Annotated in this window: 15 protein-coding genes; 11 read left to right on the forward strand and 4 right to left on the reverse strand. The window is 38.7% G+C overall.

Going from position 1 to position 15,006, the window contains the following annotated elements; all coding sequences use genetic code 11:
• Window positions 1-8 precede the first annotated feature (8 nt).
• From ACOWPH_RS23865 to ACOWPH_RS23885, 5 genes are all read left to right on the forward strand, one after another.
• Window positions 9-587, forward strand: coding sequence for a hypothetical protein (locus ACOWPH_RS23865; protein WP_015212600.1), 579 nt, complete (start codon window positions 9-11; stop codon window positions 585-587).
• A gap of 78 nt (window positions 588-665) precedes the next feature.
• Window positions 666-938 (forward strand): AbrB/MazE/SpoVT family DNA-binding domain-containing protein, encoded by a 273-nt coding sequence (locus ACOWPH_RS23870; RefSeq protein WP_042465574.1) that lies wholly within the window; start codon window positions 666-668, stop codon window positions 936-938.
• Between the two features lie 136 nt (window positions 939-1,074).
• On the forward strand, window positions 1,075-1,734 hold the full coding sequence (locus ACOWPH_RS23875) for a DUF488 family protein (protein WP_015212602.1): 660 nt from the start codon (window positions 1,075-1,077) through the stop codon (window positions 1,732-1,734).
• Window positions 1,727-2,173, forward strand: coding sequence for a DUF488 family protein (locus ACOWPH_RS23880; protein ID WP_015212603.1), 447 nt, complete (start codon window positions 1,727-1,729; stop codon window positions 2,171-2,173). The genes ACOWPH_RS23875 and ACOWPH_RS23880 overlap by 8 nt, the downstream gene beginning before the upstream one ends.
• Entirely contained in the window at window positions 2,161-2,862 is a 702-nt protein-coding gene (locus tag ACOWPH_RS23885) for a dual OB domain-containing protein (protein WP_015212604.1), read from the forward strand. The genes ACOWPH_RS23880 and ACOWPH_RS23885 overlap by 13 nt, the downstream gene beginning before the upstream one ends.
• A 97-nt stretch (window positions 2,863-2,959) precedes the next feature.
• On the opposite strand, the gene ACOWPH_RS23890 is transcribed toward ACOWPH_RS23885, so the two are convergent.
• Together ACOWPH_RS23890 and ACOWPH_RS23895 are read right to left on the reverse strand one after the other, a co-directional pair.
• Window positions 2,960-3,124: a hypothetical protein gene (locus tag ACOWPH_RS23890; RefSeq protein ID WP_015212605.1), complete on the reverse strand. Its 165-nt coding sequence runs from the start codon at window positions 3,122-3,124 to the stop codon at window positions 2,960-2,962.
• 419 nt (window positions 3,125-3,543) lie between these two features.
• Window positions 3,544-4,416: an SDR family NAD(P)-dependent oxidoreductase gene (locus tag ACOWPH_RS23895; protein ID WP_015212606.1), complete on the reverse strand. Its 873-nt coding sequence runs from the start codon at window positions 4,414-4,416 to the stop codon at window positions 3,544-3,546.
• 604 nt (window positions 4,417-5,020) lie between these two features.
• On the opposite strand from ACOWPH_RS23895, the gene pheT reads away from it, so the two are divergent.
• The 3 genes from pheT (at window position 5,021) to ACOWPH_RS23910 (ending at window position 9,370) form a co-directional block, all read left to right on the forward strand.
• Complete coding sequence (gene pheT / locus ACOWPH_RS23900) at window positions 5,021-7,456, forward strand: phenylalanine--tRNA ligase subunit beta (RefSeq protein ID WP_015212607.1); 2,436 nt, start codon at window positions 5,021-5,023, stop codon at window positions 7,454-7,456.
• A gap of 462 nt (window positions 7,457-7,918) precedes the next feature.
• Window positions 7,919-8,047, forward strand: coding sequence for a hypothetical protein (locus ACOWPH_RS23905; protein WP_277882422.1), 129 nt, complete (start codon window positions 7,919-7,921; stop codon window positions 8,045-8,047).
• 624 nt (window positions 8,048-8,671) lie between these two features.
• Window positions 8,672-9,370, forward strand: a complete 699-nt coding sequence (locus tag ACOWPH_RS23910; protein ID WP_042464454.1) for a DapH/DapD/GlmU-related protein — start codon at window positions 8,672-8,674, stop codon at window positions 9,368-9,370.
• 245 nt (window positions 9,371-9,615) lie between these two features.
• Here the strand turns inward: ACOWPH_RS23910 and ACOWPH_RS23915 are convergent, their stop codons facing one another.
• Both ACOWPH_RS23915 and pdxA read right to left on the reverse strand, forming a co-directional pair.
• Entirely contained in the window at window positions 9,616-10,503 is an 888-nt protein-coding gene (locus ACOWPH_RS23915) for a (2Fe-2S)-binding protein (protein WP_015212609.1), read from the reverse strand.
• Window positions 10,504-11,063: 560 nt separating this feature from the next.
• On the reverse strand, window positions 11,064-12,086 hold the full coding sequence (gene pdxA, locus ACOWPH_RS23920; RefSeq protein WP_015212610.1) for a 4-hydroxythreonine-4-phosphate dehydrogenase PdxA: 1,023 nt from the start codon (window positions 12,084-12,086) through the stop codon (window positions 11,064-11,066).
• 331 nt (window positions 12,087-12,417) lie between these two features.
• Between pdxA and ACOWPH_RS23925 the strand changes: the two genes are divergently transcribed.
• The 3 genes from ACOWPH_RS23925 (at window position 12,418) to ACOWPH_RS23935 (ending at window position 14,694) form a co-directional block, all read left to right on the forward strand.
• A complete protein-coding gene (locus ACOWPH_RS23925) occupies window positions 12,418-12,522 on the forward strand; it encodes a PetM family cytochrome b6-f complex subunit 7 (RefSeq protein WP_006199111.1) in 105 nt (34 codons plus the stop codon).
• Between the two features lie 172 nt (window positions 12,523-12,694).
• Window positions 12,695-13,693 (forward strand): SDR family oxidoreductase, encoded by a 999-nt coding sequence (locus tag ACOWPH_RS23930; RefSeq protein WP_096713185.1) that lies wholly within the window; start codon window positions 12,695-12,697, stop codon window positions 13,691-13,693.
• Between the two features lie 83 nt (window positions 13,694-13,776).
• Window positions 13,777-14,694: an NAD(+) kinase gene (locus tag ACOWPH_RS23935; protein WP_015212612.1), complete on the forward strand. Its 918-nt coding sequence runs from the start codon at window positions 13,777-13,779 to the stop codon at window positions 14,692-14,694.
• Window positions 14,695-15,006: the final 312 nt, after the last annotated feature.

Raw genomic sequence — 15,006 nt, forward strand, 5'->3', positions numbered from 1 at the left:
ATCTGGCTATGAATACCCCCAGTCACGCAATTCTCAATCTGGTGATTTTTAATCAACAACTACGAACTCAGGCTAGTCCAGCGATTATCGTCGGTGCAGTCCTTCCAGATATTCCCATCTTTGTGTTCTACTTCTTGATGAAGTTTGTTTACCGTTTACCAGAACGCCAAATTTGGTCTGAGGTTTATTATCAACCTTTTTGGCAATTTATTGTCAGTACTTTTCATTCGATCCCTTTAGCGTTGTTGGGTATATTAATTGCCCATATCGGGAATTGGCAAGTATTTGAGGTAGGTTTTATAAGTATGGTGTTGCATTCTTTGTTAGATTTACCAGTTCATAACAATGATGCTCATCGTCACTTTTTTCCTTTCAGTAATTATCGTTTTATTAGTCCGGTTTCTTATTGGGATGTGAATCATTATGGACGCATTGCGGCTTTGGTAGAAATTCTACTGGTTTTAGGAGCAACAATTTATTTATTTTCTAGTATTCAAGCTTATTTGGGTACAGGTTTGTTAGTTGCAGTTAATGTATTTTCTTGGTTTGCGTATTTTCGATTTTATGTGAGAAGGAAAACTAATTGATTGCAAATTCAATATGTATTATTATATCAACGTACTATAATAAATAGTGAAATAGATAAAAGAAGGGAATATCAAGCTATGACACTTACTAATTCATCAATTCCTCAACACTATACACTTGATATTGAACCGGAAGGACGTTTAACTTTACCTAAAGAGATTCAACAAATACTCAATTTAGAATCTGGTGATAGATTAATTTTAACACTTGAAGATAATGGCAAACTCCAATTAGTCAGTCTTAAACAACAAGTAAAAAAATTAAGAGGTTTATTAAAAGACAAATCACCTGATAGAAACTTGGTAGATGAACTCATCCAGGAACGCAGACAGGAGTATTTAAGTGAATAAATCAGTATTGTATAATTTATTTATGAATATACGCTTTATTAATGACTTTAGCGATTATGCAAAGTCTCTACGAGATTTATTTGGTGTAACCTCATATATAATTGGTATCAGCTTTCTTACCTCATAGTGTTGGTTTATGGAACTGTTTACTATTGGTCATTCAAATCACAGTATAGAAGCGTTTATTGAGCTTTTGCTAGAGCATAATGTTTCAGCATTGGCAGATGTGCGATCTCATCCTTACAGCCGTTACTTACCCCACTTTAACAGCATAAAACTGAAAGATTCGCTTAAAAGAGTAAATATAAAATATGTATTTTTAGGACAAGAACTAGGCGCTAGACCAAAAAACCCAGAATGTTATGTTGATGGTAAAGCTGTATATGAAAAAATTGCTGCTACCGAATTATTTAGAGAAGGAATTAAACGTGTAATTAATGGGTTGAAAGATTATAGAATTTCTTTGATGTGTGCGGAAAAAGATCCCATTGTTTGCCATCGCGCTATTTTAGTTTGTCAACATTTACGAAATGAACGTAATTTACAAATTAATCATATTAAAAATAATGGCGACTTAGAATCACATGATAAACTTGAAGACAGATTATTAGCTAGACATGGTTTAAAACAATTGGCTCTTGTAGCAGCGCCACTTCAGTTATCTCTCTTTTCTGATAGTTCACAAAATCTTCAGCCTTCTAATTTACCTTCAAGAGAAGAGTCTATAAAAGAGGCTTATAGATTGCAAAGTGATGAAGTTGCTTATGTAGAAAAAAAAGGAAATGAATATGAGTAATTCCGTTGACTTATTCACAATCGGCTTTACCCAAAAAACTGCCCAGAAATTCTTTGATACTCTTGTTAAATCTGGAGTGAAGCGTGTTATTGATACGCGGCTAAATAATGTCTCTCAATTAGCAGGATTTGCAAAGAAAACAGACTTAGAATATTTTCTAAAAAAGCTTGGTAATATTGAATATGTTCACATTCTTGAACTAGCACCAACAAAAGATATTTTAGATGAATATAAAAAAAATAAAGGTGAGTGGTCAGTTTATGAGCAGAAATTTCTCCATCTGATGGCTGAAAGAGAAATTGAGAAGAAGGTTAAACCAGAAATATTAGATGGTGGATGTCTTTTGTGTAGCGAGGCCAAACCCCATTACTGTCATCGCCGATTAGTGGCAGAATATTTAAGTACCAAGTGGGGAAATGTCAAAATATGTCATCTGTGAAAAAAATTATCTGTCTTGCCAATTCTTGGAAAAACAAAGAACGGTGTATTGCTGGAATTGATTTAGATACTGGTAATTGGATTCGTCCTGTATGTGACCAATATGATGATGGTCGAGTCCCAAGAAATATTCGACTTGTGGCGGGAAGAGAACCAGAATTATTAGACATTCTAGAGATTCCACTAGCAGACACAGGTGAAAACTTTGGGTTTGAAAGTGAAAACCTCACTATCCTACCTGGAGAATGGCAACTAGTAGGTAAAGCTAAACCAGAAGATGTATTGCAATATTCTTGGAAAGATCGTTATATTCTTCATAATCCGATTAAATATGTCAAAGAGTCATATCTAAAATCTCTGCCTTTCGAGAATCGGCGTACATTACAACTTATTTATGCTGAAAACTTGGATGTAAAGTCTCAAGAAAATGAGACTGGATTAACAAAGTGGAAAGGTACACTAGAAAATACTTCTGGTCAGAAGTTAACAGAAGTAAGAATCACCGATCCTGCTTTTATTTCTAAATTGGATGCGGGATATCAAATTAAAGGTAACTATTTAATAACGGTTAGCTTAGGTATGCCTGGTCAATATATGGGCTGGGAAGAGGAAAATTATTGCTGGAAACTGATAGCAGGTGTGATAGAAATAGATGAACTTTCAAACCGGCAACTTACTCTGGATCTCTAGAAAATTCAATGAATTACTCAAAATCAAAAAATGAGTCAGATTCAAGAGTTACATCAACAAGCTATGAATTTAGCTGAAATGACACAAGTTGCTAAACTTAGAAGTGACTTAGATTTAGCATATTTCTTAAAATCAGTCTTGCTGTTTCTAGTTCACCATTAAGGAAGAGAGAAATAGCTTCATCAAGTAGAACGATCGCAAAATCAGGATCTCTTTGGATTCGTGCATTAACAGTTTCTTTAAAGTCTTTAGTAAGTGCCATAATAACTACCTCTTCTACCGTGTATACATCAGTCGGAAGTCGTTTACAAATCTAGGTTTTACTCTCTTTGATTTGCTCATTAGGCTTGATTTGAGATCAAATCGTTGTCCCACAGCCATAATACCCCACCCCTAGCCCCTCCCCGCAAGCGAGGAGGGGAACTGGATTTGGCAATTAAGTTGTTTCTCTTAGCTGAAAACTCCCTTTGGGTAAGGATGTGTGTGCAGTAAAGAGAGAGGTTCGACTATATTCAAAACGGCTAGAAACTGAACTTTTTTATAATACAAAAACCTGGTTTTAAGCCTCTCCCCGTTGCGGGGAGAGGTTTGGAGAGGGGTTCCATATTTGGTTAAACTATGAACCCTTTGCAGTATATGTTGTTGAACTTACGTTAAACAAAGTCTCTACATTCTCATTTCCTACTTACGGACTGAACCAAAAGCCAGCCTATTTCTAGAGAACAACGAATTGCTAAAATGCTGGATTTTTGTTACCCAACTCTTGATTAAGTTGGTTTGGGGTTGTTTTCTTGGTGCTGCTAGTCTTAAAACTATTTCTAACAACCAAGGGGCAAAATTTTGACACAAAACGGCTAAATGAGATTGCCATCCGACTAAGATTTCTGATGAGTCTTTTTCCAGTCCTCTGGTAAGTGCTTGGGCTACTTGTTGGGGTGTCATGGGGGTGACTCCACGAAATAGTTTTAAGTCGCGCACCATGTCTGTGTCGGTGAGGGTGGGAAGTAAGGCGACAACGCGGATGTTGTGTTCTGCTAGTTCCCGACGGAGGGCTTGGGTAAAGCCGAGAATTGCAAACTTGGTGGCTGAATAGGTGGCCATTGTGGGTGCGGCAACTTTCCCCATGAGACTGGAAACATTGACGATTGTTCCCTCTTTTTGACTGGCCATACGACGGGCTATCAGACTCGTGAGGTTGTACATTCCTAACAAGTTGATGGAGATTTCTTCTTGGACTTGGGGGAGTTTTGATTGCAGAAATGAGTTCTGATATGCGACTCCTGCACAGTTAACTAAAAGGTGTATGGGGCCATCTGTGCGCCATAGTTGAGCGATCGCTATATTAACTTTGACTGACTCTGTTAAATCTAAGTCCATGATTATGGTTTCGGTGCCGAATGCTTCGATTTCTTGCGCTACTGCGGCTAATTTATGGCGATCGCGTGCTACCAATATCAACCGCTTTACCCCTTGCTGGGCTAACTCTAGTGCGATCGCTTTGCCAATTCCACGGGAAGCACCTGTAATGAGAGCAACTTTATTTTGAATCTTCATCGGTTTTCACCTCCAAATTTTTCGCCTTACCTCTTGCTTCTTTGCAATCCAAAGGTCAGACGATTGATGATTGGTAATTCTTGTCAAACGAAAATTTTTGGCTAATCAGCAATACCCCTCCATTGCCTATACGAAGCCGAAATTTCTCGTTGGTATGATAGTCAAAACTGAAGTCTATTGGCGTGGATACAGCGCATCGGTTTTACCTCTCTTTAATCCGAGCATTCACTAGTATGTTGCCACTACACACGTTAGCAACTAAATCAAGAGATTGCAATCTTTTTTAATAAGAATCGCTTAACATTTGTTTACGAAGAATATATATAAAATTATTTTCTTTGATAAGTTTTTATGAATACTGGGTGATCCCCGTATTGATCCCCTGACAATTTAGGAAATGTGAGGCAAAAAAAAGGAGATGGAAGGCTTAAATGAGAACAGATATTCATCCTCAAACCCATACACAACAAGACTTTCAAATATGTTCCTTGTTTCCGGCAATCAAAAGGAGTATATTCTCATGATTAATGTTGAATTTTCAATTTCTGACTAGAAACCCTAAAATGAGAGCAGCAAAAGACGATTCCGAACACAAGCACACTCCATGCGTATTTCTCTAAATTGGTTACGGGAACTAGTAGAAATAAAACTTAGCCCAGAAGAATTGGCGGAAACCCTGACAATAGCTGGGTTTGAAGTAGAAGATATTGAAGATCGCCGCACTTGGGCAAATGGCGTAGTTGTGGGGAAAGTCCTTGAGCGTCAACCTCACCCCAACGCTGATAAACTGAGTGTATGTACAGTAGATATTGGGGCAGATGAGACTTTAAATATTGTTTGTGGTGCGGCTAATGTCCGTGCGGATATTTATGTCCCAGTTGCCACTACAGGTACTTATTTACCAAATATCGACTTAAAAATTAAACCTGCAAAATTACGCGGTGTCCCATCTAATGGGATGATCTGTTCTTTAAAAGAACTGGGTTTACCTACAGATATAGATGGAATTCATATTTTCACCCAAGAAAATCTAGCCTTGGGTAGTGATGTGCGTCCCTTGTTGGGTTTGGAGGATGTAATTTTAGATGTTGCTACTACCGCTAACCGTGCTGATGCTTTAAGTATGGTGGGTATCGCTAGGGAAGTGGCAGCTTTGACTGGTGGAAAATTATCTATTCCCGCACCTGGTGAAGTCACAATTATCAAAGATACAGGGAACTTAGGTTTAAAAATTTCTGAACCCCAAGCTTGTCCTGCTTATATTGGCACGGTAATTGAACAGATCAAAATTGCGCCCTCACCGGAATGGTTAAAACAGCGTTTGCTGGCTGCTGGGGTAAGACCAATTAATAATGTGGTGGACATCACCAACTTTGTATTGTTGGAACGGGGACAACCTCTACACGCTTTTGATGGCGATCGCTTAAAATCTGTAGCTGGGGGTGAAAATTTAACCGTTGGTGTCCGCTTTGCTAATGCTGGTGAAACCCTCAAAACCTTAGATGGCCAAACTCGCACCCTCTCCACTCAGAATTTATTAATTACTGCTAACAACAAAGCTGTAGCTTTAGCAGGAGTAATGGGTGGTGAAGAAACTGAAGTTTATGAAGGTACACAAAGCCTGGTTTTAGAAGCGGCTTTATTTGATTCTGTCGCTATTCGGCGTTCTTCTCGCAGTGTAGGGTTAAGAAGTGAAGCTTCGGGTAGATATGAAAGAGGAGTTAATCGCGCTGAATTAGAAACGGCTTGCAATAGAGCTTTATCACTAATTAGCGAATTAGCAGCGGGTGTAATTGTCCAGCAAGAAATTTCTGATCACCGTCCTGACTCTTCTACCTGGTCACATTCCATAACACTGCGTTTAGATAGAGTTAATGAAGTCCTAGGGCCAATTGAATTGGGAGAAGAAACGGGAGTACTAGAAGCAGAAGATGTAGAAAAAATCTTAACTGCATTAGGGTGCAAATTAATTGGTAGTGGAGAACGCACATGGACAGTTACCGTCCCCCCCTATCGTTACCGCGACTTAGAACGAGAAATTGATTTAATTGAAGAAATTGCCCGTCTTTATGGTTATGACAAATTCTGCGACACCTTACCAGAAAAGTCAGAAGCTGGCTATTTACCTTTAGATCAAGAATTAATCCGCAAATTACGCGCTTACTTACGGGCTGAAGGTTTAACAGAATTAATCCATTATTCTCTAGTTAAACCAGGAGAAAGCCAACAGGTAGTCTTAACAAATCCTTTGTTTGCAGAATATTCGGCATTGCGAACTGATTTAATTGCTGGGTTAATTGATGCCTGTCAATATAATATTGAACAGGGAAATGGGGTACTGAATGGTTTTGAAATTGGGCGAATTTTCTGGCGAGAAGAAGAAGGTTTAGAAGAAGCTGAAATGTTAGCGGGGATCATCGGTGGTGATTCAACTTTGGGTAAATGGTCACGAGGTGGTCGTGAACAACCGATTACTTGGTTTGAAGCTAAAGGCATTTTAGAAAGTGTATTTAAGCAATTTAGCTTATTAGTAGAATTTCAACCTGAAAATCGAGATTCCCGTTTACATCCAGGACGCACTGCTTCTTTGTGGGTACGGGGGAATAGATTGGGTACTTTTGGACAAGTTCACCCCCAATTGCGACGCGAAAAAGGTTTACCAGAGGCAGTTTATGTGTTCCAATTAAATTTGGATGTGCTGTTGAATGCGCTGGATGATGATGAGTTGTTAGTTCCCAAATTCAACTCCTATTCTACCTATCCGGCTAGTGACAGAGATATTGCCTTTTTTGCACCTGTCAAAGTCACAGTTTCAGAAATTGAAAAGGTGATCACCAAAGCGGGTAAAGGTTTGCTCGATTCTGTGGAATTGTTTGATGAGTATCGTGGTGAACACGTTCCAGAAGGACAGCGGAGTTTAGCATTTCGTCTAGTCTACCGTTCAAGCGATCGCACTCTCACCGAAAATGAAGTTGAACCAGTTCATAATAAAGTCCGCACCGCTTTAGTAGAAAAATTTGGTGTTAGTCTGAGAAGTTAGGATCTAGTAATTGGTAATTGGTGAAAGTTTTTTCCAATTACCAATTATTACCAATGTACCAGTTGCGTAAGTCCCGAAAAATTATGATTGCCTTTTATAATCTGTATTTTCTCTAATTTTAATGGTTATATATAGCCTTTCCCACTCTAGTTAGATACAAAATTACCCCTCCCCAACCCTCCCTTTGGTAAGGGGAGGGTGCGCGACAGCGCGGGTGGGGTGTATTTCATGAGCTTGGGAATTGCTATATAGCCATTCCATAGAGTATAATTAATATCTTTAAATTAATGAAAATACCTATTATAAAATCATGCTTATTTTTAAATCTTTATATTTCTCATTTAAACTTTACTACTTCTTGATGAAAACTTTGTAAGTTTCTTTATAAGATAGTGGAAGCACACTACTCGTGTCACGATAAAGGCACTTTAGTGAATCAGTAAATTCTCTGTGTACATAATAATGACAACAGCAGCAGACTCAACAAACTGGCTGCAAGGAAGCCGTTATAGTAATCGGGGAAGCGTTTATTTGTTTGCGCCGATGGTTAACTTCAATGTAATGGCTGAAGTTGGAGATACTCCCCCTTAATTTAACGTACTTGTACTTGCTTAGAAAATTTATGAGGAATTCAACAATTACATCTTGATAGCAGTGAGAAAATTATATTCTCATCTTGGAAGAGCATAAAAAGATGTAATTGAATTGGAATCACTATTTTGATATTTGATAACAGAATATCTGAATGATACTAACTTGGCAAATTGCTAAATATTACACATCAAGAGTCAGATGTTTAATGTTGTGTTTAAGCATTAAGCTTTAGTATTAATCAGTTTGGAATATCAAAAAATATTTTCTCTAATTTCTAACTAATACAAGTATTAAATATTACAGCAAAACTCGAACAGTTGCAAACTGCTGTAATCACAAAATTTGCTTGTAAACATATACAGCATTTTTTGCATAGCTATGTCTAACAACTAAATAACACCTGCATTGAATAGTTTTTGGCTTGACCAAATCGCTTTGGGTTTTTCAAATATTTGAAAAACCTTATATAGCATTTCCTAGTTTAATGAAGTACAAAATCATCTGCGTTTATCTGCGTTTAATTATTACTGTTTGTACCTCACTTGAATGGGAATTACTATATTAGCCATCTTATTTTTTAGTAATCTGCGATTTCAAAATTCGTCCGGGAATAATAGAGTCATGAATGAATTAAACAAATTTTCCAAATGGAAGCGATTTCAGCAACTTTTATTAACTACTCTTATAGGCGATATTCCAACAATTTTTGGAGGTGTAAAGTTGCGTAATTTGTTATATCGCACTATTTTTGCTCAGATAGGTAGCTCAGTTTATATTCAAGATGGTGTTGAATTTATTAGTACTGATGCTATTGAAATTGGCGATAGGGTGTATATTTTTAAAGGTGTTCGTATAGATGGAGAAGGACATGAAAACAATATAATTCATCTAGAAAATGGAGTTATCCTAGAGCGTAATGTTCTGATAGGAGCATTAAACGAAACTTATATCGAAATCGGTGAAGATACTTTTATTGGCCCCAGCGTTTGTATTGCTGGCCCTGGAAATATCAAAATTGGTAAACAATGTTTAATTGCAGCCCACACTGGAATATATGCCAATAATCACAATTATACAGATCCAATGAAGCCAATCAAACACCAAGGTATTACTCGAAAAGGAATTGTGATTGAAGATGATTGTTGGCTAGGACATGGGGTGAAAGTGTTAGACGGTGTGACCATTGGTAAAGGCAGTGTTATTGGTGCTGGTGCTGTTGTGACTAAAGATATTCCCCCATTTTCGGTAGCTGTGGGTATACCTGCACGAGTAATTAAAAGTCGTAATGGAAAAGAACTTGTTAAGTTAAAATCTACATAAATTTCTTGCTCACAACACATTTTAATTAAACAGAAATTCTGCTGTTAATCAGAGGATAAACTAGGGAGCATTTCACCTTTGCATTCATGTCCAGTTTCTTAAAAAAGCGGAAAATAAAAGATGTAGTAATTTAGCAAAGCCTATGGGGAATTAATGATGAAGCAGGTTAAACTACTACCCATTTGGTCTGATGAAAAGATAAATTTTCATTGAATTTTTATCCCCATTTCTTTAGCTAAATCTGTCTAGCTACGCCATCGAAGTATCTTTTCTCGGATTGGGTTAACAAAAGAACGCCCTTGTATTTGAGATCGAGCAAATTCTGCTTTCAATCTATAATACCAACGTGCTTGAGCATCGGCATCTCCAACTAAAGTTAAGGGTGGATTATGTTGCAATCCGATTTGTTGTTTAAGCAAAATTTTTCGATCTTGATTGAGAAAACTACGGGTAAACCATAGCAACAAGGGTTGGAAAATGGGGAACCACGGTAAAGTTGTGTAAAACAAAGTTGTTTCCTCTGTTTCAGTTTCGGAAATAGGGGTAATTGCAGTTAAATTATAAACCGTATTTTTATCAGTAGATACCCCCTCAATCCGAATTCCTGGTAAACGGAATGAGATTTCGATCTGTGGATTACGTCCAATCAAGCGATAGAAAAAGGTTTGTTGTTCTAGTGGATGCTTTCGCATGGTAAAGCCATATAGAGATGGGTCAAAGGTTTTAACTACTTCGTTTAATGTTTCCGGGGAACGCCACCACCATGCCTGGTGAACGAAAGCAATATGAGCAGGATCGATTAATCCTACTACGGCGTGATCAACATCACAGGGAAGGCGGATAGACTCAAAAGCTTGGTGGGATTTGTCGCCAAAATCAGGGATTCTAGGGATGTCTTCTAGTATTAAAGAAGTTTCATCATTGGACATATAAATCCAAATATTTCCTTGTGCTTCTTGGATTGGATAACTTTTTGTTTCATTGAGTTTGGCAAAGACTTTGCCTAAGCTATCCCGACTAAAAACAATTAGCTCGTTTAGGAGAGTTTTTGAAAGTGTTTGTCGAGGTTTTAGCTGCTTACTTGGTAACGCATAGTACCAAATATTTCTTAAGAACAAAGGTGTTTTAGTCATTTTAGAATTTGGGTTTAAAGGGATTGTTTGATCACAATCTGTGATTTTATTTGCAATTAATTCAGGATATGTGTTGCCTCATCGCATACATGGAGAGATTTTTTCCACACTTTATCAAGGGAAGCGAATTGACAAAAGCCCTTTTCCTTGAGGAGACGCTACGCGAACGAGCATCCAAGATCGCTCTCATTGCCAAAATCCAGACTTTATCTAGACAAAAGAGATGAGTCTTCACTTGAAGATGATTAATTATGAAAACCATTTATAACACTCAGGGTGTAGACCTCTATTGCTTACACTGAAGCACTCAGGGGGGAGTGGTTTGATTTATTGGAATTGGGAATACCCACAACAGCCATCTAGAGGCGGTGGAAAGTACCCCGCAAGGCATTTTTGCCGTCATTTTTGGGGTGTCTCACAAAAGTTATCATCTTTATGATAAGCGATCGCAGTAATTATGCCTTTATTTCCAGAGAATTGATATCTGTGGTGTATATTTTTAGATCTTTTAGACTTTTTGTACTTTTATTGCAATGGGATTCAGAAAAACTAAATTCTTTTTAATTTCTTACTAACTCTGCTGCTAACTGTAACGCTGCTTTCATACTTGTCGCGTCAGCAATTCCTTTGTCCGCAATATCAAAAGCAGTTCCATGATCTGGGGAAGTTCTAACAAATGGTAAACCAATAGTGGTATTTACAGCCCGATCAAAAGCCATCAACTTCACCGGAATTAAGCCTTGGTCGTGATAAAGTGCCAAGTAAGCATCAGCGGGATTTTTGATCTCAGAATTACCGTACCAAGCAATACCCGGTTTTACCCACATTGTATCTGGTGGTATTGGCCCTTCTAGCTGAATATTTGGACGCTTGCACCTTTCTGACTCTATCCAGGGAATTAGCCAATCTATTTCTTCAGTTCCCAGTTGTCCCTTTTCACCGCTGTGGGGATTTAAACCTGCGATCGCTATTCTCCCATTTTTAATCCCAAAATCTCTTTCTAAACATTCCACCAACAAATCAAGTTTCTGAGTTAATAATGTCGGTGTTAAAGTATCAGCTACTTGACGTAAAGGGATATGTGTAGTAGCAAGCAAAGCCCGGAGTGTCCAACCAGTAAAAGGCGATCGCCCGACAAATAACATTCCAAAACGGTCAACACCAGCCTTTTCGGCTAAAAGCTCCGTTTGTCCTGGATAATTATATCCCGCTGCCTTCCAAGCCGATTTAGCGATAGGTGCGGTAACAATACCATCAAACTCACCAGCCAAAGTTTGAGCTATGGCAGATTCCATATAAGCAAAACTTGCCGCACCACTGGCCGCATCACCCACACCTGTAACAATTTCACCACTAGTAGGCACATCAATCACAGACAACTCAGATGGATTTGCCAAAGGTGTCAAATTTTTAATTAATTTCTCATAATTCTGGAATAGTAAATCCCGGCTACCTACCACCACCACATCACAGCTTTGACTAACTTCCCGATCTGCCAAAGCTTTCAAAATCACCTCTGTCCCGATTCCGGCTGGATCTCCCAGCGTCAATGCTAACCGTGGACGTTTATTGATTTGATACATAAAATTTCCATATCACATTATTCTTAAGTTTGCTATAAATAATCCGTGACATTAGCCTTGCTTAAATTATTATTACCCATCAACATTTATTTTCCCCCAGGTCTATACACCTGAGTATAGTTAGGCTACACCACCATAGCTGCTAAACTGGTCTAGAATTATTCTCAAAGGTCTAATCCAAAAGTAGCGATCGCAGTGCTTGGATTAGACCCAGTTATCCCAAGTGGTCAGACTAGCAAAAATGAGATTTGCACCATCAAGTTAAATTAAGCAGTCTTACAAACAGGAAACATTAACAAACCATTCACTTCACTAAGGAGAATCACAGCAAATGGGCGGCGAAATCTTAAATGCAGCTTTATTGTCTTTCGGCTTAATCTTCGTAGGTTGGGCTTTAGGCGCATTATTGCTAAAAATTCAAGGCGCAGAAGAATAAGCAGGGGCAGGGGAGCAGGGAGCAGAGGGAGCAGGGGAAGAATTATTAATACCCAATGCCCAATGCCCAATGCCCAATGCCCAACTTCATTAAAAATATGTAAAGTTTTATTTATTATAAAGAATTCTGTTAAGATTCTTTTCATAAAACATTAAAATTTATAATGACCCTCATGACATTATTAATCGTCGGTGCCACTGGCACCTTAGGAAGACAAGTGGCTCGTCGTGCTATCGATGAGGGGTATAAGGTACGCTGTTTAGTCCGCAGTAACAAAAAAGCTGCTTTCCTGAAAGAATGGGGTGCAGAACTAGTCAGAGGAGACTTGTGTTATCCCCAAACTTTAGAGGCAGCATTAGCAGGTGTCACCGCAGTCATTGACGCTTCTACATCTCGTCCCACAGACTCACTAACTATTGAACAGGTAGATTGGGATGGCAAAGTAGCATTAATTCAAGCTGCCAAAGCTGCCAATGTAGAGCGTTTTATCTTCTTTTCCATTCTCGATGCCGAAAAATATCCCAAAGTACCGCTCATGGAAATTAAGCGGTGTACAGAATTATTTTTAGCTGAATCCGGCTTGAACTACACTGTTTTAAGGTTAGCTGGTTTTATGCAAGGGTTAATTGGTCAATATGGCATCCCCATTTTAGAAAATCAACCAGTGTGGGTAACAGGTGCATCGTCACCAGTTGCTTATATGGATACTCAAGATATTGCTAAATTTGCTATCCGCGCTTTAAGTGTACCAGAAACCCAAAATCAAGCATTCCCTGTAGTTGGTACTCGTGCCTGGAGTGCAGAAGAAATAATTAACATATGCGAACGCTTATCTGGAAAAGATGCCAGAGTCACAAGGATGCCAATTAGCTTACTCCGCAGTGTACAAGGTTTGCTGCGGTTCTTTCAGTGGGGATGGAATGTTGCTGACAGACTAGCCTTTACAGAAGTCTTAGCTAGTGGCAGACCATTAAATGCGCCCATGGATGAAGTTTATACAGTATTTGGTTTAGACAAACAACAAACAGCTACTGTAGAAACCTACTTGCAAGAGTACTTCAGCCGAATTATGAAAAAGCTGAAGGAGTTAGACTACGAGAAAACAAAAAACAAAAAGCAAAAAGATAAAAAAACCCCTTTTAAACAGTCTTCAAAAGTCAATAGTCAATAAAATTCCAGACTAATGACTACATTAGCCAAAAATGTGTAACTATTACTAGAGATCAAGCGTCGCCTAAACTTGGATATTTGAGTGTGCCGAAAGCAGGCATTATCTACAACGACATTAAACCGATAGCGAGTCGAGTCGCCATCGAACTGAAAGATCAGCTAACCGCAGCTGGTTGGGATGTGTGTGTAACAACGAGTATTGGTGGTATCCTAGGCTACTGTAATCCAGATAGTCCTGTATGCCACACCCCAATAGAAGGTCTAAATCCCCCTGGTTTTGACTCAGACATGGAGTTTGCAGTGGTTCTGGGGGGAGACGGCACTGTTTTAGCAGCATCGCGTCAAGTTGCCCCCTGCGGTATCCCCCTATTGACAGTGAATACTGGTCACATGGGATTTTTGACAGAAGCTTATCTTAACCAGTTGCCCCAAGCAATGGAACAGGTCATGGCAGGTAAGTATGAAATCGAAGAACGAGTCATGCTCACTGTCAAAGTTCTCCGGGGAGATTCGGTATTATGGGAAGCTCTTTGCTTAAATGAAATGGTGCTACATCGGGAACCATTGACATCAATGTGCCATTTTGAAATCGAAATTGGTCATCATGCCGCAGTGGATATTGCCGCCGATGGTGTGATAGTTTCTACCCCAACAGGTTCAACTGCTTATGCATTAAGCGCCGGTGGGCCTGTGATTACTCCTGGTGTACCAGTGTTGCAGCTAGTACCAATTTGTCCCCATTCCCTAGCTTCTAGGGCTTTGGTGTTTCCCGATAGTGAACCAGTTAATATCTATCCAGTCAACATCCCTAGGTTGGTGATGGTGGTAGATGGCAATGGTGGATGTTATGTTCTACCAGAAGATCGGGTATATTTAGAGCGATCGCCATACAGTGCCAAATTCATTCGCTTACAATCACCAGAGTTTTTCCGCATTTTACGGGAAAAATTAGGTTGGGGTCTACCACATATTGCTAAACCCAATTCTGTAGAACTGCCTTAATGATCAAAGGGTTGTAGGGGGTAAGCTGTTTCCTTCCAGAATTGCTGGTTAGGGAATTGTATTTGGAATGAGTAATTAAAATTGCACCTTGGAAATGTCGATGATTGATATCTAAACGTGTTAAAACATCGTTGATACTAGATTGATACAAGTAGTATGGCTGAATATTTTGCCACAGGTTCATAGGTAATAATTTTTCCCCAATCACTAATTATCTAAAATCCCAACCTGGAATCGCAAAATTCTCAATCAGACTTTTACCCATATCAAAAACTCTTAAAATTACATTTCCAGCGCTATACAATCCCCAAT

The sequence above is a fragment of the Anabaena sp. PCC 7938 genome (assembly GCF_049315035.1).
Taxonomy (GTDB): Bacteria; Cyanobacteriota; Cyanobacteriia; order Cyanobacteriales; family Nostocaceae; genus Anabaena; species Anabaena cylindrica.

Bases quoted from the DNA above. Each gene is read 5' to 3' on its own strand.
- ACOWPH_RS23865 (WP_015212600.1), top strand. From the start codon at position 9: ATGAATACCCCCAGTCACGCAATTCTCAATCTGGTGATTTTTAATCAA.
- ACOWPH_RS23870 (WP_042465574.1), top strand. From the start codon at position 666: ATGACACTTACTAATTCATCAATTCCTCAACACTATACACTTGATATT.
- ACOWPH_RS23875 (WP_015212602.1), top strand. From the start codon at position 1,075: ATGGAACTGTTTACTATTGGTCATTCAAATCACAGTATAGAAGCGTTT.
- ACOWPH_RS23880 (WP_015212603.1), top strand. From the start codon at position 1,727: ATGAGTAATTCCGTTGACTTATTCACAATCGGCTTTACCCAAAAAACT.
- ACOWPH_RS23885 (WP_015212604.1), top strand. From the start codon at position 2,161: ATGTCATCTGTGAAAAAAATTATCTGTCTTGCCAATTCTTGGAAAAAC.
- ACOWPH_RS23890 (WP_015212605.1), bottom strand. From the start codon at position 3,124: ATGGCACTTACTAAAGACTTTAAAGAAACTGTTAATGCACGAATCCAA.
- ACOWPH_RS23895 (WP_015212606.1), bottom strand. From the start codon at position 4,416: ATGAAGATTCAAAATAAAGTTGCTCTCATTACAGGTGCTTCCCGTGGA.
- pheT (WP_015212607.1), top strand. From the start codon at position 5,021: ATGCGTATTTCTCTAAATTGGTTACGGGAACTAGTAGAAATAAAACTT.
- ACOWPH_RS23905 (WP_277882422.1), top strand. From the start codon at position 7,919: ATGACAACAGCAGCAGACTCAACAAACTGGCTGCAAGGAAGCCGTTAT.
- ACOWPH_RS23910 (WP_042464454.1), top strand. From the start codon at position 8,672: ATGAATGAATTAAACAAATTTTCCAAATGGAAGCGATTTCAGCAACTT.
- ACOWPH_RS23915 (WP_015212609.1), bottom strand. From the start codon at position 10,503: ATGACTAAAACACCTTTGTTCTTAAGAAATATTTGGTACTATGCGTTA.
- pdxA (WP_015212610.1), bottom strand. From the start codon at position 12,086: ATGTATCAAATCAATAAACGTCCACGGTTAGCATTGACGCTGGGAGAT.
- ACOWPH_RS23925 (WP_006199111.1), top strand. From the start codon at position 12,418: ATGGGCGGCGAAATCTTAAATGCAGCTTTATTGTCTTTCGGCTTAATC.
- ACOWPH_RS23930 (WP_096713185.1), top strand. From the start codon at position 12,695: ATGACATTATTAATCGTCGGTGCCACTGGCACCTTAGGAAGACAAGTG.